Raw genomic sequence first — 17528 nt, 5'->3', positions numbered from 1 at the left:
CGCGTATTTGCTGGGGTTGGGCGCCTTGACGTACCCGGTTTTGCCAGTTAAGGTGCCCTTCGTGCGCTAAGCATATTACGATTTCTTTTACCTGTAGACCTGATTATCATGGACAAATTTGACGCTAATCGCCGCAAACTGCTGGCGTTAGGTGGTGTTGCGCTTGGCGCAGCGGCCATCTTGCCGACGCCAGCATTTGCCACCCTCTCGACACCTCGTCCGCGAGTTTTAACGCTCAACAATCTTCATACCGGTGAGTCGCTAAAAGCGGAGTTTTTCGATGGCAGAGGCTATATTCAGGATGAATTAGCAAGACTTAACCATTTTTTCCGTGATTTCCGCGCGAATAAAATAAAAGCCATCGATCCAGGACTGTTTGATCAGATTTTCCGCCTTCAGGGCCTGCTGGGCACCAGCAAGCCGGTGCAGCTCATCTCTGGCTATCGTTCGATTGATACCAATAATGAACTGCGCGCCCACAGTCGCGGGGTAGCCAAAAAAAGCTATCACACCAAGGGACAGGCAATGGATTTCCATATTGAAGGCGTTTCGTTAGCCAATATTCGCAAAGCTGCGTTATCTATGCGTGCAGGTGGTGTAGGATATTACCCCAGCAGCAACTTTGTGCATATTGATACCGGTCCGGTTCGGCACTGGTAATAACGAAACACAGGAGCAGTATGAACTATCGTATTATTCCGGTTACCGCGTTCTCCCAGAATTGTTCACTCATCTGGTGCGAACAAACTAAACTGGCCGCGCTTGTCGATCCCGGTGGCGACGCTGAGAAAATCAAGCAGGACGTCGCTGACAGCGGCGTCACGCTGATGCAAATTTTGCTGACGCATGGTCACCTTGACCATGTTGGCGCAGCGGCGGAACTGGCGCAACATTATGGTGTGCCGGTGATTGGTCCGGAAAAAGAAGATGAGTTCTGGCTGCAGGGGTTACCCGCCCAAAGCCGCATGTTTGGCCTTGATGAATGTCAGCCTCTGACACCCGATCGCTGGCTGAACGAAGGAGAGCGCGTTAACGTAGGGAATGTGACTTTACAGGTGTTGCATTGTCCTGGGCATACGCCAGGCCATATAGTCTTCTTTGATGACCAGTCACGTCTGCTGATTTCCGGCGATGTGATTTTCAAAGGTGGCGTAGGACGCAGCGATTTTCCGCGCGGCGATCACGGGCAGCTGATTCAGTCGATTAAACAGAAGTTATTGCCGCTGGGTGATGACGTGACGTTTATCCCTGGACACGGTCCGATGTCGACGCTGGGCTATGAACGGCTCCATAACCCGTTCCTTCAGGATGAAATGCCTGTCTGGTGACCCGAATAAAAAAAGCCTGCTTAACGCAGGCTTTTTTTATGGGCGCAAATTACAGTACGGCGACAATCGCTTCGCACAGTGGCGCCATGTTGTCAGGCGTCATGCCTGCAACGTTCACGCGGCCAGACGCCACGGCGTACACGCCAAACTCTTCACGCAGACGCAGAACCTGCTCTTTGGTCAGGCCGCTGAACGAGAACATGCCGTTCTGTTTGATGATAAAGCTGAAGTCGCGGTCCGCGCCTTTCTCAGCCAGGGTGTTCACAAACAGCAGACGCATGCGCTGAATACGCTGACGCATATCGTTCAGCTCTTGTTCCCAGATTGCGCGCAGCGCATCGTTGCTCAGGATAGTGGCAACGACAGACGCACCGTGTGCCGGTGGGTTAGAGTAGTTCGCGCGGATAACCGATTTCATCTGGCTGAAAGCACGGTCAACGGTCTCTTCGTTTGCCGCAACCAGCGTACAGGCACCCACACGCTCATTGTACAGACCGAAGTTCTTGGAATAGGAGCTTGCGACAATCAGCTCCTGATGCACGGCTGCGAACGCGCGCAGGCCTTCTGCATCTTCTTCCAGTCCACGGGCGAAGCCCTGATAGGCAAAGTCAAACAGCGGCAGCCAGCCTTTTTCTACGGACAGCTTCGCCAGATGTTCCCACTGCTCAAGCGTTGGATCGATACCGGTTGGGTTGTGGCAGCAGCCGTGGAACAGCACTACGTCGCCCGCCTGCGCTTCGTTCAGGCTTGCCAGCAGACCGTCAAAGTCGAGAGAGTGGTTTGCCGCGTCGTAGTAAGTGTATTCGCGCACTTCGAGGCCCGCAGAGTTAAAGACGCTCTTGTGGTTCGGCCAGCTTGGGTTGCTCACCCAGACGCGCTTCACAGAGGTGTTTTTCGCAAGGAAATCCGCCGCCACGCGCAGCGCACCGGTACCGCCAGGGGTCTGTGCTGTACGGGCACGTTTGTCACTCACAATTGCGCTGCCTTTACCGAACAGCAGCTCCTGGGTGCAGCGACCAAATTCAGGGATACCATCAATACCGAGGTAGTTTTTGGTGGTTTCGTTTTCCAGCAGATACTGCTCAGCTTTTTTAACGCTGGTCAGTACCGGAGTTTTGCCGGTTTCATCTTTATATACACCAATACCCAGGTTGATTTTGCCAGGGCGGTCGTCGGCACGAAACAGATCGGCCAGGCCCAGAATAGGGTCGGCAGGAGCGGCGGTAATGTTCTCAAACATGACGAAGTTCCATTGTGATTACAGAAGTGAAATCCGCTATCAGGTTAACGGTAGATTTACAAAATGCCAACCGTTTGCGACGAAAAGCGTGCGGCTTTTCAAAAGTCGCCATTATTTTCTGTCGGGCATAAAAAAACAGGGCCGAAGCCCTGTTCATTAAGCATATAACAAAGTGGTGTTCTGATTAGAACTGGTAGGTAACAGCCATTGCAACCTGGTCGTCTTTACCGTTCACGATACCCACGCTACGAGAGTAGTCGGTGTCGTCGATCAGGTTCAGCTGGTAGTCAACATAGACGTTGAAGTTTTTGTTGAAGTAGTAAGTTGCACCCAGTTCAACAAATTTCTGCAGATCAGCATCGCCGCCAGAGAAGGTGCCACGCTGTGCCAGGTTTTTACCTTTAGACTGAACGTAGGACACGGACGGACGCAGGCCGAAGTCGAACTGGTACTGAGCGATCACTTCGAAGTTCTGAGTTTTGTTCGCGAATGAACCGTCATCTTCACGGGTCATGTTGCGGGTTTCTGCGTAGGTGGTAGCCAGGTAGATGTTGTTCGCGTCGTATTTCGCGCCAACTGCCCATGCTTCAGCTTTGTCGCCTTTACCGTCAGCGGTCTGCAAGTTAGTACGGTCAGAGTTGCTGTATGCGCCGATCAGGCCGAAACCTTCGCCGAATTCATAGCCTACAGAAGTACCGAAGCCGTCACCGTTAGCGGTTTTAACGTCGGTACGCTCGTTTTTACCCTGGTACTGCAGACCCAGACTCAGACCGTCAACCAGACCGAAGAAGTCAGAGTTACGATAGGTCAGAACGCCAGTGGTACGGCCGGTCATGAAGTTATCAGAGTAGTTAGCCCAGGTCATACCGGAGTAGGATGGGGCCATATCGGTGTAGGATTCCACATCGTATACGATACCGTAGTTACGGCCGTAGTCGATTGAACCTGCGTCACCGGCTTTCAGACCAGCGAACGCCAGACGGGTACGCTGAGTCTGGTTGCTTTCTGGCTGGCTTGCCAGAGCACGGTATTCCCACTGACCGTAACCAGTCAGTTGGTCATTGATTTGAGTTTCGCCTTTGAAACCGATCTGAGCATAGGTTGCATCGCTGCTGTCAGTGTTGTCACCTGAAGTCACGAAGTCGTGTTCACCAACCACTTTCCCGTACAGATCCAGTTTGTTGCCGTTTTTGTTATAGATTTCTGCAGCGTTAGCTGCACCGGCTACCAGCAGAGCAGGGATAACCACTGCCAGAATATTGCGCTTCATCATTATTTATTACCCTCATTGGTTTTTTTATGACACTCGCCACTGCCGTCAATAAATTCTGTCAATAAATATTTCCGGAACTATTGATGAGAGTTTGGTGTCTTTATGTATCTGTCAGGCATCTTTCCATTCGCCGAAGCGTTTCGCTAGCCTCAAAGTGCTACAATTCTCAAGATTAAGTAACAACAAGAAAATATGTGTAACTAAATATGTATTTTCGGGAACTTTGTGAACCATCTCAAACTTCGGACCTCACTGGCGAATTAAGCGACAATGTGATTCCTATATATATGAATTCCTTATGATTAATTTGGATAAAGGCAATTCATATAAACAGACGTTAAACGACTCGTTTTTTCTTATACCCCCAAAAAGACTTCTGGATGTCTGAAAAGGTGGTTGAAATTTGTGCTATTGCTTGAGGGCGTGATAATCGCAATAAGAATGGGGTTTATTTTTTGTGGCTGGATATTTCACGGAAACAAAACGTAACAGCTAGTGGTTGTGACGGGGTGAAGGTTTAAAGATGCTGACTTTACGCTGACGAAAACTGACAATGCAGAATAAAATAATGGCCAGCATAAGCTGGCCATTTACTGTTTTACTGATTAGAAGCTGGCGTTACGCGGGGTGCGTGGGAACGGAATCACATCGCGTACGTTCTGAACGCCTGTAACGTAGGCGATCAGACGCTCGAAGCCGAGACCAAAACCGGCGTGCGGCACGGTGCCGTAGCGGCGCAGATCGCGGTACCAGCTATAGTCTGCAGGGTTGAGTCCCATCTCTTCCATGCGCGCGTCCAGTACGTCCAGACGCTCTTCACGCTGAGAGCCACCAATGATTTCACCAATGCCCGGTGCCAGGACGTCCATCGCTGCCACTGTTTTACCGTCTTCGTTAAGGCGCATATAGAAGGCCTTAATGTCTTTCGGGTAGTTTTTAACGACAACCGGCGCTTTGAAGTGTTTCTCGGCCAGATAGCGTTCGTGCTCAGACGCAAGGTCAACGCCCCAGTAAACTGGGTTCTCGAACTTCTCACCGCATTTCTCGAGGATCGCCACCGCGTCGGTATAGTCTACCTGGGCAAAGTCAGCAGAGACGAAACGCTCCAGACGGGCCACTGCATCGCTGTCTACGCGCTCAGCGAAGAATTTCATGTCGTCAGGACGCTCTTCCAGCACCGCTTTGAAGACATACTTCAGCATCGCTTCCGCCAGGCCGGCAACATCGTCCAGGTCGGCGAAGGCCACTTCAGGCTCCAGCATCCAGAATTCCGCCAGGTGACGACTGGTGTTGGAGTTTTCGGCGCGGAAGGTTGGACCAAAGGTGTAGATTTTGGACAATGCGCAGGCATAGGTTTCGCCGTTGAGCTGGCCAGATACCGTCAGGAAGGCTTCTTTACCAAAGAAGTCTTTGTCATAGTCCACTTTACCTTCTGGCGTACGCGGCAGGTTTTCCATGTCCAGCGTTGAGACGCGGAACATTTCACCTGCACCTTCCGTATCAGAAGCGGTGATCAGCGGGGTAGACACCCAGAAATAACCCTGCTCATCAAAGAAGCGATGCAGCGCCTGAGCCAGCGTATGGCGCACGCGTGCAACCGCACCAATCAGGTTGGTACGCGGGCGCAGGTGTGCAACTTCACGCAGGTATTCGATGCTGTGACGTTTTGCCGCCATCGGATAGGTGTCCGGATCGTCAACCCAGCCGGTGACTTCAATCGCAGAAGCCTGAATTTCGAAGCTCTGGCCCTGACCCGGTGATGCCACAACCACGCCGGTCACAATGACGGAACAACCCGTCGTCAGGCGCAGAACGTCATCATTGTAATTGGGCAGAGAATTATTAATGACGGCCTGTACAGGATCAAAGCAGGAACCGTCATAGACGGCAAGGAAGGAGATGCCAGCTTTAGAATCTCGGCGGGTACGCACCCATCCGCGCACGGTGACTTCTGAGTCAACGGCGACACGGCCCTGGAGTACGTCGGCTACAGGCACAACGCTCATAATATTCTCTCTGTTAATAGTCGGAAAAAATAAACACTTGTCCACCCTTATGGGGGGATATCTATGTTACCTGCCATCCGCTATCAGACAAGTAAATTTCGCAGTCAAAAGAGAAGAATTAAGAAATAAATAAGAAGAGGGGAGCCATGAGGGCTCCCTTAAGCGCTTAACTGGCTTTTTTAATCTGCGGGAGATCGAAGGCTTCGCGCAACGCGCGGACAAACGCTTTGTCATGGCAGATGGTTTTACCTGGGCTATCGGAGAGTTTTGCCACCGGCTTACCGTTACATTCCACCAGCTTGATAACGATATTCAGAGGTTTTACCTGAGGAATGTCGCAGGTCAAACGGGTACCGATCCCGAAGCTCAGGTTCACTCTGGTGCTGAAATGGCGATAGAGTTCGACCGCTTTCGCCAGGTCGAGGTTATCGGAGAAGACCAGCACCTTGTTCATCGGGTCAATGCCGAGTTTTTGGTAATGGGCAATCGCCTTTTCGCCCCATTCAACCGGATCTCCGGAATCATGGCGTAACCCCTGGTAACGCTCAGCGAACTCGGGACCAAAGTCGCGCAGGAAGGCATCCATCGTAATACAGTCGGTGAGGGCGATCCCGAGTTGATTTGGGTACTCCTCAAGCCATGCGGCCAGTGCCGCGCGCTGGCTGTTAGCCAGATCGGGGCTTATCTGCTGATGCGCCTGGAACCACTCGTGCGCCTGGGTGCCCATTGGCGTCAGGTTGAGGCGACGCGCCAGATCGTAGTTACTGGTGCCCACGAACCACGGCTCCTGCTGCAGACGTTTAACGATGGCCTCCTGAACGTCGCGAGAGAAACGGCGACGGGTGCCAAAGTCCATCAGGCGGAAGCGGGACATGTCCAGCCCTTCGGTCAGCGTGGAGAAGGCAGACAGTTTGTTTTCCAGCGAAGCGACCGCCTGCTCTACGCCCGTTTCCGGTGAACGGTAGCGGTGAGCCAGTTCACTGATCACCGCCAGAAGCGGCACTTCCCACATGATCACTTCCCGCCACGGGCCTTCAAGGCGAATATCCAGCTTGCCATTATCGTTAACCACGGTGACCTGCTCCGGCTTGTAGCGGAAATCGCGCAGCCAGTTCAGGTAGTCGGGTTTGAAGAAAGGCAGGCCAGAAAGCCATTGATATTCGTCGTCCTGCAGCGTCAGATGCTGCATAGCATCGACCTGTTCACGAATGGAATCTGCGTAGATACCGAGCAAGTCGTCGCCACGGCAGCGGAATTCCGCTGCGACATGCACGTCATAGTAGTGGTGGAAAACGGCTTGCTGCATATGCAGTTTATACGCGTCGGTATCCAGCAACGTATGCAGAACAGGGGAAGCGAATTGAGTCATAGGTGCGCAGTAGCATCCTCTCACAGGAGCGTTTAGTACAATAAACAACTCCGGAGTATACCTTGTTTAGTGATTTATTGAACCCCGATCACAACATAAGCGCGTTTTATGGTCGAGGGCATTTTGTGCCCCGTGTTATATAAATGTAGCAAAAAAGGGTTTTGTACCTGAAAAGATGAACATTCTGCATAGCGCGTTTTACACAACAGGAATATATTGAAACGTTACTCGACAAACGATGCATAAGGTTTTCTATGACACAACAGCCACAAGCCAAATACCGCCACGACTACCGTGCGCCGGATTACCTGATTAGCGATATCGATCTGACTTTTGACCTGGATGCCACTAAAACCGTTGTGACGGCGGTGAGCCAGGTAACGCGCCATAGCGCGACTGCCGTACCGCTGCGTCTGGATGGCGAAGACCTGACGCTGGTCTCCCTGCATATTAATGATGAAGCGTGGTCTGACTATAAAGAAGAAAACAACCAGCTGGTCATCGACAACCTGCCGGAACATTTTACGCTGCGCATCGTGAATGAAATCAGCCCTGCCGCCAACACGGCGCTGGAAGGGCTTTACCAGTCTGGCGTGGCGCTGTGCACCCAGTGTGAAGCGGAAGGGTTCCGTCACATTACCTGGTATCTGGACCGCCCGGACGTTCTGGCGCGCTTCACCACCAAGATCATCGCCGATAAAACGCTCTACCCATTCCTGCTCTCCAATGGTAACCGCGTGGGTGAAGGGGAGCTGGAAAATGGCCGTCACTGGGTTCAGTGGCAGGATCCGTTCCCGAAACCGTGCTACTTGTTTGCGCTGGTGGCGGGTGATTTCGACGTGCTTCGTGATACTTTCAAAACGCGCTCAGGTCGCGAGGTGGCGCTGGAGCTGTTTGTTGACCGCGGCAACCTGGACCGCGCACCGTGGGCGATGACCTCGCTCATCAACTCCATGAAGTGGGACGAAGAGCGCTTCGGCCTCGAATATGACCTCGACATTTATATGATTGTCGCCGTCGATTTCTTCAACATGGGTGCAATGGAGAACAAAGGCCTTAACGTCTTTAACTCCAAATACGTGCTGGCGCGTACCGATACTGCCACCGATAAAGATTATCTCGATATCGAACGCGTCATCGGGCACGAGTATTTCCATAACTGGACCGGTAACCGCGTCACCTGCCGCGACTGGTTCCAGCTGAGCCTGAAAGAGGGCCTGACCGTCTTCCGTGACCAGGAGTTCAGCTCCGATCTGGGTTCACGCGCGGTGAACCGCATCAACAACGTGCGCACCATGCGCGGCCTGCAGTTTGCGGAAGATGCCAGCCCAATGGCGCACCCGATCCGCCCGGATAAAGTCATTGAGATGAACAACTTCTACACCCTGACGGTGTATGAGAAAGGCGCTGAAATTATCCGCATGATCCACACCCTGCTGGGGGAAGAGAACTTCCAGAAAGGGATGCAGCTTTACTTTGAGCGTCATGACGGCAGTGCGGCCACCTGCGACGATTTTGTTCAGGCGATGGAAGATGCCTCTAATGTCGATCTCTCTCATTTCCGCCGCTGGTACAGCCAGGCCGGTACGCCAGTTGTCACCGTCAAAGACGATTACAATCCGGAAACCGAGCAGTACACCCTGACGATCAGCCAGCGCACGCCGCCGACGGCCGAGCAGGAAGAGAAATATCCGCTGCACATTCCGTTCAGTATTGAGCTGTATGACAACGAAGGCAAAGTGATCCCACTGCAGAAAGGGGGCCACCCGGTACATCACGTACTCAACGTGACCCAGGCCGAGCAGACCTTTATCTTCGATAACGTCTACTTCCAGCCGGTGCCGGCGCTGCTGTGCGAATTCTCAGCGCCAGTCAAACTGGAGTACAAGTGGAGCGATCAGCAGCTAACGTTCCTGATGCGTCACGCGCGCAACGACTTCTCCCGCTGGGATGCGGCGCAAAGCCTGCTCGCGACCTACATCAAGCTGAACGTGAACCGTCATCAGCAGGGCCAGCCGCTGTCGCTGCCTGTTCATGTGGCTGACGCGTTCCGCGCGATCCTGCTGGATGAGAAGATTGACCCGGCACTGGCGGCTGAAATCCTGACGCTGCCGTCTGCCAGCGAAATCGCCGAGCTGTTTGATATTATCGACCCGATCGCTATCGTGGCGGTGCGTGAAGCACTGACCCGTACGCTGGCGACCGAGCTTGCCGATGAGTTTCTGGCAATCTATAACGTCAACAAGCTGGATGAGTATCGCGTAGAACATGCGGACATCGGTAAACGTTCTCTGCGTAACACCTGCCTGCGCTATCTGGCGTTTGGTGAAACTGAGCTGGCGAACACCCTGGTGAGCAAGCAGTATCACGAAGCGGATAACATGACCGACGCGCTGGCTGCGCTGGGCGCAAGCGTCGCCGCCGAACTGCCTTGCCGTGATGCGCTGATGCAGGAGTACGACGATAAGTGGCATCAGGATGGTCTGGTGATGGATAAGTGGTTCATTCTGCAGGCAACCAGTCCGGCGGAAGATGCACTCAGCACCGTTCGTAGCCTGCTGAAGCATCGCTCCTTTACCATGAGCAACCCAAACCGCGTGCGCTCCCTGATTGGTGCGTTTGCCAGCAGCAACCCGGCCGCGTTCCACGCCGAAGATGGCAGCGGTTATCAGTTTATGGTGGAAATGCTGACCGAGCTGAACAGCCGTAACCCGCAGGTGGCGTCGCGCCTGATTGAGCCGCTGATCCGTCTGAAACGCTACGACGCGAAGCGTCAGGCGAAGATGCGTGCCGCGCTTGAGCAGCTGAAAGGGCTGGAAAATCTGTCTGGTGATTTGTACGAGAAGATTGCTAAAGCCTTAGCGTGATAAAAAATTGCCCGGTGGGCAGGTAAAAGCAAAACGGCAACCTCGGTTGCCGTTTTTAGTGTTTTCGCCCTCTCCCTGTAGGAGAGGGCGGGGTGAGGGCATCAGGCATTAGCTTTAATCAACGCGCGCTCATTCACCCCACGTTTCATCACCCGATCCAGCACTTCTGCCTCCAGCTCCGCCAGTCTTGCCGAACCGACACGACGAGGGCGAGGAAGATCTACCGTCACATCCAGCCCAATTTTTCCTTCTTCTATTAACAGCACCCGGTCAGCCATCGCGACGGCTTCGCTCACGTCATGGGTGACCAGCAACACCGTAAAACCATGCTCCTGCCACAGCGATCCAATCAAATCCTGCATTTCGATCCGCGTCAGGGCATCGAGTGCGCCGAGCGGCTCATCAAGCAACAGCAGGCCGGGGCGATGGATTAACGCCCGGGCAAGTGCCACACGCTGCTTTTGTCCTCCCGACAGCGCCGCAGGCCATTCACCTGCACGATGTTCCAGCCCTACGGCGGCCAGCGCCCGACGGGCTTCGTCCCGCCAGTTGCCCTTCAGTCCCAGTCCGACGTTATCCATCACGGTCTTCCAGGGCAGCAGACGCGCATCCTGAAACATCATGCGGGTATCGTCCTGAATATTGGCCAGCGGCGTCGTGCCAGCCAGAATTTCGCCGCCGTTGGGGGACTCCAGCCCCGCTAAAAGACGTAACAGCGTACTCTTGCCGCCGCCGCTGCGCCCGACAACGGCCACAAATTGCCCGGCTGGAATATGCAGATCCAGCCCGTTAAGAACGGTGTTTTCACCGTAGCGTTTGATCACGCCGCTGAGCAACAGCGGTGTACCCTGAGTCAGTCGGGCAGTGTTCATGCTTTCGCCTCCTGAGTGGTGTAGGCCGGATTCCAGCGCAGCCAGCTGCGCTCCAGCCACTGGGCGCTGACGTCGGCAAGCTTGCCGAGCAGGGCGTAAAGGATAATGGCGACCACGACCACGTCCGTTTGCAGGAATTCGCGGGCGTTCATTGCCAGATAACCAATGCCAGAGTTGGCTGAAATGGTTTCCGCGACAATCAGCGTCAGCCACATCAGGCCGAGCGCAAAACGCACCCCGACCATAATGGAGGGCAGGGCACCGGGGAGAATGACGTGGGTAAAAAGCGCGAAGCCTGATAAACCGTAGCTGCGCGCCATCTCGACCAGGCCGCGATCGATATTGCGGATGCCGTGCCAGGTATTGATGTAAATCGGGAACAGCGTGCCCAGCGCCACGAGGAAGATCTTGGCGCTCTCATCAATACCAAACCACAAAATCACCAGCGGGATCAGCGCCAGATGCGGAACATTACGCAGCATCTGAATGGACGTATCCAGCAGCCGCTCGCCCCAGCGGGAAAGACCGCTAATCAAGCCCAGAACCAGACCGATGCTGCCGCCGATGGAAAATCCAATCACCGCGCGCCAGGAGCTGATCGCCAGATGCTGCCACAGCTCCCCGCTGACGCTCAGCGACCAGAAGGCTTCGACGACGCCCTCCGGAGAGGGCAGAATGCGGCTCGACAGCCAGCCGGTGGACGACGCGAGCTGCCAGAGAGCCACAATGCCGACGGGTAAAAACCACGGGGCGGCGCGCAGCAGCCATTTTTGTGAGGTGGCAGACATGGTCACTCCTTAGCTCTGTGCGGCTTTGCGTGGAATAAACTCGTTCGCCACGGCTTCGCCCTGAAGCTGGAGCGGCTGTGGCTGCGGAATTTCCGGAATGGCAACATCCAGATGCGGGAATAACAGCTCGCCCACTTTGTAAGCCTCTTCCAGGTGTGGATAACCAGAGAGAATAAAGCTGTCGATCCCAAGGTCTGCGTATTCATTAATACGTGCTGCCACGGTCGGACCGTCGCCGACCAGCGCTGTGCCCGCGCCGCCGCGCACCAGACCGACGCCCGCCCACAGGTTCGGACTGATCTCCAGATTCTCGCGCTTGCCGTTGTGCAGGGACGCCATCCGGTGCTGTCCAACGGAGTCGGTTTTGGCAAACGCGGCCTGGGCTTTCGCGATGGTCTCATCATCCAGATGGGAAATCAGACGGTCGGCCGCCTGCCAGGCTTCTTCATTAGTTTCACGCACAATCACATGCAGGCGAATGCCGAAGCGCACCTTGCGGCCATGGGCGGCCGCTTTAGCGCGTACCTGGGCAATTTTTTCTTTCACCAGCTCGGGCGGTTCGCCCCAGGTCAGATAAAGGTCGACTTGCTCTGCCGCCAGGTCCTGCGCCACATCCGACGATCCGCCAAAGTAGAGGGGCGGGCGCGGTTGCTGCACCGGTGGGAAGTAGAGTTTCGCGTCACGAACGTGAATATGCTTGCCTTCAAAGGTGACGGTTTCACCTTCCAGCAGACGCCGCCAGACGCGGGTGAACTCGGCGGAGGCTTCATAGCGCTCGGTATGGTCGAGGAACACGCCATCACCCGCCAGCTCCTGCGGATCGCTGCCCGTCACCAGGTTAAACAGGGCTCGTCCGTTGGAAAGCCTGTCCAGAGTTGCCGCCTGACGCGCCGCCACGGTGGGGGAGACGACGCTCGGGCGTAACGCGACCAGGAACTTCAGACGCTGGGTGACCGGGATCATCGACGCGGCGACCAGCCAGGCATCTTCACATGACCGTCCGGTCGGGATCAGCACGCCGGTAAAACCGATTCGGTCTGCCGCCTGCGCAATCTGCTGCAAATAGCCATGGTCAACCGGGCGTGAACCCTCTTCTGTACCAAGATAGTGTCCATCACCGTGGGTGGGTAAAAACCAGAAAAGATTCAGACTCATGATTTTGTTCCTTCTTTGCCTGCGGGTTGCCAGATACGTTCACGAATATCCACCTGCTTAGGAACCAGGTGATTTTGATAGAAGAGGTCAGCGGTTTGTTGCTGAAGTGCGGCGACGTGCGCGTCCACAGGCGTAATGGTGGTCGGCGGACGATGGCTGAGATAGCTCGCAATCACCGGTTCAGGCAAGCCCATGGTTTTCGCCAGCAGGGCAATACTCGCCTGACGCTGGCTCTGGGTCAGCGCATCGGCCTGGGTAAAGGTATCAAGGACACCCTGAATAAATGCGCCGTTCTTTTCCGCATACGGCCTTGCGGCAAGGTAGAACGAACCGGTCTGTTTCAGCGTGGCGCCATCTTTAAGTACCCGCACGCCGCCCTGTAGCAGTGCGGCGGAGTAGTACGGATCCCAGATGGCCCAGGCATCAACGTTCTTCTGCTGGAACGCGGCGCGGGCGTCGGCAGGCGTCAAGTAAACAGGCTGAATATCAGTGAACTTGAGCCCGGCTTCCTGCAGGGCGCGCAGCAGCAGGTTATGCGAGCTGGAACCTTTCTGGAACGCGACTTTATGACCTTTAAGATCGGCGACGCTTTTAATGTCGCTATTTTCAGGGACCAGAATCACCTCAGCCTTCGGCTTGGGAGGCTCAACGCCGACATAGACGAGGTCCGCCCCCGCGGCCTGGGCGAATATTGGCGGGATATCGCCCGTACTGCCGAGATCGATACTGCCAACGTTCAGGGCCTCCAGCATCTGGGGACCTGCAGGGAACTCAACCCAGGAGAATTTGGTGTCCGGGAAGCGTTTTTCCAGAAGCTGGTGGCTTTTTGCCAGCACCATGCTCACGCTGCCTTTTTGATAACCAATGCGTAAACTTTCAGGTGACGTTTCTGCAGCATGGGCCAGCGACGTAAGCGCCATAAGACCTGCCAGCCCGATACGGGTTAACGTTTTAAACATGGGCGACTCCTTGAGGCTGACCAAACGCCGGGGCCTGGATATCCCTGCGGTGCAGGGCATGCCAGAAGGTTTCCAGAGCGTTATCGAGGCGGGTTTGCAGATTTGGCGTAAAGTGAGGTTTGTGCTGATAGTCAATGACCTGGGAGTCATCCGCGAAGACGCCGTGGAGGATCTCCTGCGCTTTCAACGCGTTCAGGACCGGCTTCAGGGCATAATCCACCGCCAGTAAATGGGCCACCGTGCCGCCTGTGGCCAGGGGCAACACCACTTTGCCATCCAGCGCGCGTTCGGGAAGCAGGTCAAGCAGGGTTTTCAGTGCACCGGAAAAAGAGGCTTTATAAATAGGCGTTGCCACGATTAAACCGTCAGCGCCTTTAAGCTGTTCCGTCAGGGTTTTGAGCGCGGGGCTGTCAAAACGAGCGTAGAGTAGATCCTCAGGTTCGAAGTTATGCAGGTTCCAGTGGCACACTTCCACATCCAGGGCATGGAGCTTTTCACGGGCATATTCCAGCAGGGCGCTGGAACGCGAAGGGAATCGTGGACTTCCGGCCAGAGTAATGACGCGCATACTTCCTCCTTATAACTAATTGTTTGCTTTTATCTAACATTCATAACAATTTTCAGGAGTGTGACACCGCGCGGTTATTCCACTAAATGATTTATCTGCAATTAAAATGCGAAAAAGAGCATAAGAAATGCCTCACCAGGTAAACGATTGCGTTTTACGCGGATTTTTTGCCGCAGGTCAATTCCCTTTCGCGCTGCGATCGCCCATAATCCCCTCCCGGTTTGCACACCGGGAATCCAGGAGAGTTCATGTACTACCCCTTCGTTCGTAAAGCCCTTTTCCAGCTCGACCCTGAGCGCGCTCATGAATTTACATTCCAGCAATTACGTCGTATTACCGGAACGCCGCTGGCCGCTCTGGTGCGTCAGAATGTGCCGGAAAAACCTGTGCAGTGCATGGGTCTGACCTTTAAAAACCCGCTGGGTCTGGCGGCCGGTCTGGACAAAAATGGCGAGTGCATTGACGCCCTGGGCGCAATGGGCTTTGGCTCCCTCGAAATCGGTACCGTCACCCCGCGCCCGCAGCCGGGAAATGACAAGCCGCGCCTGTTCCGTCTGGTTGAAGCCGAAGGGCTGATCAACCGCATGGGTTTCAACAACCACGGTGTTGATTACCTTGTTGAGAACGTAAAAAAAGCCCATTTTGATGGGATATTAGGTATCAATATCGGCAAAAATAAAGATACGCCGGTTGAACAGGGTAAAGATGACTATCTGATTTGTATGGAAAAAGTCTACGCCTACGCCGGTTATATTGCGGTGAATATTTCCTCACCCAATACCCCGGGTCTGCGTTCCTTACAATATGGCGAAGCGCTGGACGATCTTCTGAGTGCCATTAAAAATAAACAAAATGAGCTCCAGACGATCCACCATAAATATGTTCCGGTGGCGGTTAAGATCGCCCCGGATCTTTCTGCTGAAGAATTGATCCAGGTTGCCGACAGTTTAGTTCGTCATAATATTGATGGCGTGATTGCAACCAATACCACGCTCGATCGTTCCCTCGTTCAGGGAATGAAAAACTGTGACGAAGCGGGTGGGTTAAGTGGCCGCCCGGTACAATTAAAAAGCACCGAAATTATTCGCGCCCTGTCTGCGGAATTAAAAGGGCGCCTGCCGATTATTGGTGTTGGCGGCATTGACTCAGTGATTGCTGCACGCGAGAAGATGGCGGCGGGAGCATCGCTGGTGCAAATTTATTCCGGCTTTATTTTTAAAGGGCCGCAGTTGATTAAAGAAATCGTTACGCATATCTAATCTTTTTTCCTAATCAGACAACCAGGGCTTTATTTCCAGCCCTGGTTGTTTTATATTCCGTCATTGTTGCTTATTTAGACATTATGGTCTTTTATTAATGTTGTTATAAACGAGGCGGCAAACAGGACATTTTTAGAACAGGACGTTTGGGGACGGGAGAGAGACATGCGTATTAAACCTGACGATAACTGGCGCTGGTATTTTTGCGACGAGCATGACCGAATGATGCTTGATTTAGCCAATGGCATGTTGTTTCGTTCTCGTTTTGCCCGTCGAATGTTAACCCCGGACGCGTTTTCCCCGTCAGGCTTTTGCGTTGATGACGCTGCGCTTTATTTCTCCTTTGAGGAAAAATGCCGCGATCTGGTTCTTTCTAAAGAGCAGCGTGCCGAACTGGTATTAAATGCCCTGGTGGCTATCCGTTTTCTGAAACCGCAAATGCCAAAAAGCTGGCATTTCCTTGCGCACGGTATGAACTGGACCCCGGCAACGGGTGATGCAGCCAGCGTAAATCTGAGTGATACCGCAGAAGAGGTGAGCCTGCTGGTGGTAGAGCCAGGAGACAATGCTGCGCTCTGTTTGCTGGCGCAGCCCGGCGTGACGATTGCCGGGCGGACGATGCAGCTTGGAGATGCCATTAAGGTGATGAACGACAGGCTGAAGCCCCAGCTTCGCGTGGATGCCTTCAGCCTGGAACAGGCTGTTTAAGCCTCCAGCTGTACCGATGTTTTTGGGATACAGCTGCAGCACAGAATGGTCCCGTCTTCAGCAATCGCAGATTTTTTCAGCGCACTGACCTCGCCCTCTACCAGCTTGATTCGACAGCAGCCACAGATCCCTGCGCGACAGGAATACGGTATGCGGATCCCCGCTTGTTCCAGTTGCTCAAGCAAAACCTGCTGGTTATTACCCCGAATGATGTTGCCCTGCCAGTGAATATCAACCGCTGAGCTGATCGGCGTCTCAACGTCGACGAATTCCTCCTCCTGACCTGAGCCGTACACTCTTGCTGGCCCTCGGGCAAGAATCTCTACCTCATCACCAACGCGAATAGCGCCGCTGGAGCGCGGGATCAGGTTCTGACCGAAATCAACATCGCCGTTGTCCTGCGCGGTACGGAATGACTGTAATGTTTTCAGCGGCTCGCCGGAAGGGTGCTTCAGGCCTTTCTCCGGGCTCACGGTGGTAAAGATACAGCGGCTGCATGGCTTCACCACGTCGAAAATGACGCTGCCGATGCGGATCACTTTCCAGGTGTCTTCTTCCCAGGCGTCGGCACCCGTCACCACCAGGTTCGGACGGAACTGTTCCATCTGAACGCTGGCTTTGCAGCGGTGCTGCAGGTCGCGCAATGAAGCTTCATTGGTGAGCAGGAAAGGGAAACCATCTGCAAAGGAGAGCGGAACCGCATCGTGACGCTTAACGCGGCGCGTGAGCGACGGACCGACCCAGCGCAGCTGCACGTCGCGGGAGAAGAAGCCGCTGAGCCAGCGGTTAGTCTCTTCCGGGGCGATGCGCGCGGTAAAATGATTGCCCCACACTTCCGTTGGCGCATCGACAGGCGCAAAATCAGCAAAGCGAATCACCCGGCTTTCGCCGTCCGGCGCGGTAAGATGCAAACCGTCATGAAGCGGGGAAGGGGTAAAGCGAACCATCTGCGGGAACTGGCGTGCGGTAATAAACGTACCGTCCGGCTCGGTGACCATGAAGATACGATCGAAGGCGAATCCGCTCATGTCGGCCAGCGCGTGAGAGACGCCGATACCGCGCATGGATTTCACCGGATGAATAAAAAGCCTGGATAACGTCGCCACTGCACAGTCCCTCGAATGAAAATAAGCCTT

At 54.3% G+C, this 17528-nt stretch carries 15 protein-coding genes; 5 read left to right on the top strand and 10 right to left on the bottom strand.

Features of this window, described 5'->3' with window-relative positions:
• Positions 1 to 108: 108 nt before the first annotated feature.
• Together E3U32_RS13690 and E3U32_RS13685 are read left to right on the top strand one after the other, a co-directional pair.
• Entirely contained in the window at positions 109 to 660 is a 552-nt protein-coding gene (locus tag E3U32_RS13690) for a YcbK family protein (protein WP_023335137.1), read from the top strand.
• A gap of 20 nt (positions 661 to 680) precedes the next feature.
• Complete coding sequence (locus E3U32_RS13685; RefSeq protein WP_134349218.1) at positions 681 to 1328, top strand: MBL fold metallo-hydrolase; 648 nt, start codon at positions 681 to 683, stop codon at positions 1326 to 1328.
• Between the two features lie 49 nt (positions 1329 to 1377).
• Here the strand turns inward: E3U32_RS13685 and aspC are convergent, their stop codons facing one another.
• The 4 genes from aspC to pncB form a co-directional block, all read right to left on the bottom strand.
• Positions 1378 to 2568 carry an aspartate transaminase gene (aspC, locus tag E3U32_RS13680; RefSeq protein ID WP_134349217.1) on the bottom strand — a complete coding sequence of 397 codons (1191 nt, stop codon included), beginning with the start codon at positions 2566 to 2568 and terminating at the stop codon, positions 1378 to 1380.
• A 184-nt stretch (positions 2569 to 2752) separates the two neighbouring features.
• Entirely contained in the window at positions 2753 to 3841 is a 1089-nt protein-coding gene (locus E3U32_RS13675) for a porin (protein ID WP_134349216.1), read from the bottom strand.
• 605 nt (positions 3842 to 4446) lie between these two features.
• Positions 4447 to 5847 (bottom strand): asparagine--tRNA ligase, encoded by a 1401-nt coding sequence (asnS, locus tag E3U32_RS13670; protein WP_134349215.1) that lies wholly within the window; start codon positions 5845 to 5847, stop codon positions 4447 to 4449.
• 166 nt (positions 5848 to 6013) lie between these two features.
• Positions 6014 to 7216 carry a nicotinate phosphoribosyltransferase gene (gene pncB, locus E3U32_RS13665; protein WP_134349214.1) on the bottom strand — a complete coding sequence of 401 codons (1203 nt, stop codon included), beginning with the start codon at positions 7214 to 7216 and terminating at the stop codon, positions 6014 to 6016.
• Between the two features lie 254 nt (positions 7217 to 7470).
• Between pncB and pepN the strand changes: the two genes are divergently transcribed.
• Positions 7471 to 10083: an aminopeptidase N gene (gene pepN / locus E3U32_RS13660; protein ID WP_134349213.1), complete on the top strand. Its 2613-nt coding sequence runs from the start codon at positions 7471 to 7473 to the stop codon at positions 10081 to 10083.
• Positions 10084 to 10184: 101 nt separating this feature from the next.
• Here pepN and ssuB read toward each other — a convergent pair whose 3' ends face one another.
• From ssuB to ssuE, 5 genes are read right to left on the bottom strand one after another with little or no spacing between them, the layout of a single operon-like run.
• Positions 10185 to 10955 (bottom strand): aliphatic sulfonates ABC transporter ATP-binding protein, encoded by a 771-nt coding sequence (ssuB, locus tag E3U32_RS13655; protein WP_134349212.1) that lies wholly within the window; start codon positions 10953 to 10955, stop codon positions 10185 to 10187.
• Positions 10952 to 11743 (bottom strand): aliphatic sulfonate ABC transporter permease SsuC, encoded by a 792-nt coding sequence (gene ssuC / locus E3U32_RS13650; RefSeq protein WP_134349211.1) that lies wholly within the window; start codon positions 11741 to 11743, stop codon positions 10952 to 10954. The genes ssuB and ssuC overlap by 4 nt, the downstream gene beginning before the upstream one ends.
• Before the next feature lie 9 nt (positions 11744 to 11752).
• Positions 11753 to 12898: an FMNH2-dependent alkanesulfonate monooxygenase gene (gene ssuD, locus E3U32_RS13645; RefSeq protein ID WP_063955689.1), complete on the bottom strand. Its 1146-nt coding sequence runs from the start codon at positions 12896 to 12898 to the stop codon at positions 11753 to 11755.
• Positions 12895 to 13857 carry a sulfonate ABC transporter substrate-binding protein gene (locus E3U32_RS13640; RefSeq protein WP_134349210.1) on the bottom strand — a complete coding sequence of 321 codons (963 nt, stop codon included), beginning with the start codon at positions 13855 to 13857 and terminating at the stop codon, positions 12895 to 12897. Before E3U32_RS13640 ends, ssuD begins: the two co-directional genes overlap by 4 nt.
• Positions 13850 to 14425, bottom strand: a complete 576-nt coding sequence (gene ssuE / locus E3U32_RS13635; protein ID WP_134349209.1) for an NADPH-dependent FMN reductase — start codon at positions 14423 to 14425, stop codon at positions 13850 to 13852. Before ssuE ends, E3U32_RS13640 begins: the two co-directional genes overlap by 8 nt.
• Before the next feature lie 248 nt (positions 14426 to 14673).
• On the opposite strand from ssuE, the gene pyrD reads away from it, so the two are divergent.
• Together pyrD and zapC are read left to right on the top strand one after the other, a co-directional pair.
• Positions 14674 to 15684, top strand: a complete 1011-nt coding sequence (pyrD, locus tag E3U32_RS13625; RefSeq protein ID WP_134349208.1) for a quinone-dependent dihydroorotate dehydrogenase — start codon at positions 14674 to 14676, stop codon at positions 15682 to 15684.
• A gap of 165 nt (positions 15685 to 15849) precedes the next feature.
• Positions 15850 to 16392 carry a cell division protein ZapC gene (gene zapC / locus E3U32_RS13620; RefSeq protein ID WP_134349207.1) on the top strand — a complete coding sequence of 181 codons (543 nt, stop codon included), beginning with the start codon at positions 15850 to 15852 and terminating at the stop codon, positions 16390 to 16392.
• On the opposite strand, the gene E3U32_RS13615 is transcribed toward zapC, so the two are convergent.
• On the bottom strand, positions 16389 to 17498 hold the full coding sequence (locus E3U32_RS13615) for a YcbX family protein (RefSeq protein WP_134349206.1): 1110 nt from the start codon (positions 17496 to 17498) through the stop codon (positions 16389 to 16391). The genes zapC and E3U32_RS13615 overlap by 4 nt on opposite strands.
• Positions 17499 to 17528 lie beyond the last annotated feature (30 nt).

Origin of the sequence: Lelliottia nimipressuralis, assembly GCF_004402045.1 — a bacterium.
Lineage (GTDB): Bacteria > Pseudomonadota > Gammaproteobacteria > Enterobacterales > Enterobacteriaceae > Enterobacter > Enterobacter chinensis.
This window is presented reverse-complemented; position numbering and strand designations above follow the sequence as displayed.

Coding starts and splice junctions, on each gene's coding strand:
- E3U32_RS13685 (WP_134349218.1), top strand. CDS start 681: ATGAACTATCGTATTATTCCGGTTACCGCGTTCTCCCAGAATTGTTCA.
- E3U32_RS13675 (WP_134349216.1), bottom strand. CDS start 3,841: ATGATGAAGCGCAATATTCTGGCAGTGGTTATCCCTGCTCTGCTGGTA.
- pncB (WP_134349214.1), bottom strand. CDS start 7,216: ATGACTCAATTCGCTTCCCCTGTTCTGCATACGTTGCTGGATACCGAC.
- ssuD (WP_063955689.1), bottom strand. CDS start 12,898: ATGAGTCTGAATCTTTTCTGGTTTTTACCCACCCACGGTGATGGACAC.
- aspC (WP_134349217.1), bottom strand. CDS start 2,568: ATGTTTGAGAACATTACCGCCGCTCCTGCCGACCCTATTCTGGGCCTG.
- pepN (WP_134349213.1), top strand. CDS start 7,471: ATGACACAACAGCCACAAGCCAAATACCGCCACGACTACCGTGCGCCG.
- ssuE (WP_134349209.1), bottom strand. CDS start 14,425: ATGCGCGTCATTACTCTGGCCGGAAGTCCACGATTCCCTTCGCGTTCC.
- ssuC (WP_134349211.1), bottom strand. CDS start 11,743: ATGTCTGCCACCTCACAAAAATGGCTGCTGCGCGCCGCCCCGTGGTTT.
- pyrD (WP_134349208.1), top strand. CDS start 14,674: ATGTACTACCCCTTCGTTCGTAAAGCCCTTTTCCAGCTCGACCCTGAG.
- E3U32_RS13640 (WP_134349210.1), bottom strand. CDS start 13,857: ATGTTTAAAACGTTAACCCGTATCGGGCTGGCAGGTCTTATGGCGCTT.
- ssuB (WP_134349212.1), bottom strand. CDS start 10,955: ATGAACACTGCCCGACTGACTCAGGGTACACCGCTGTTGCTCAGCGGC.
- asnS (WP_134349215.1), bottom strand. CDS start 5,847: ATGAGCGTTGTGCCTGTAGCCGACGTACTCCAGGGCCGTGTCGCCGTT.
- zapC (WP_134349207.1), top strand. CDS start 15,850: ATGCGTATTAAACCTGACGATAACTGGCGCTGGTATTTTTGCGACGAG.
- E3U32_RS13690 (WP_023335137.1), top strand. CDS start 109: ATGGACAAATTTGACGCTAATCGCCGCAAACTGCTGGCGTTAGGTGGT.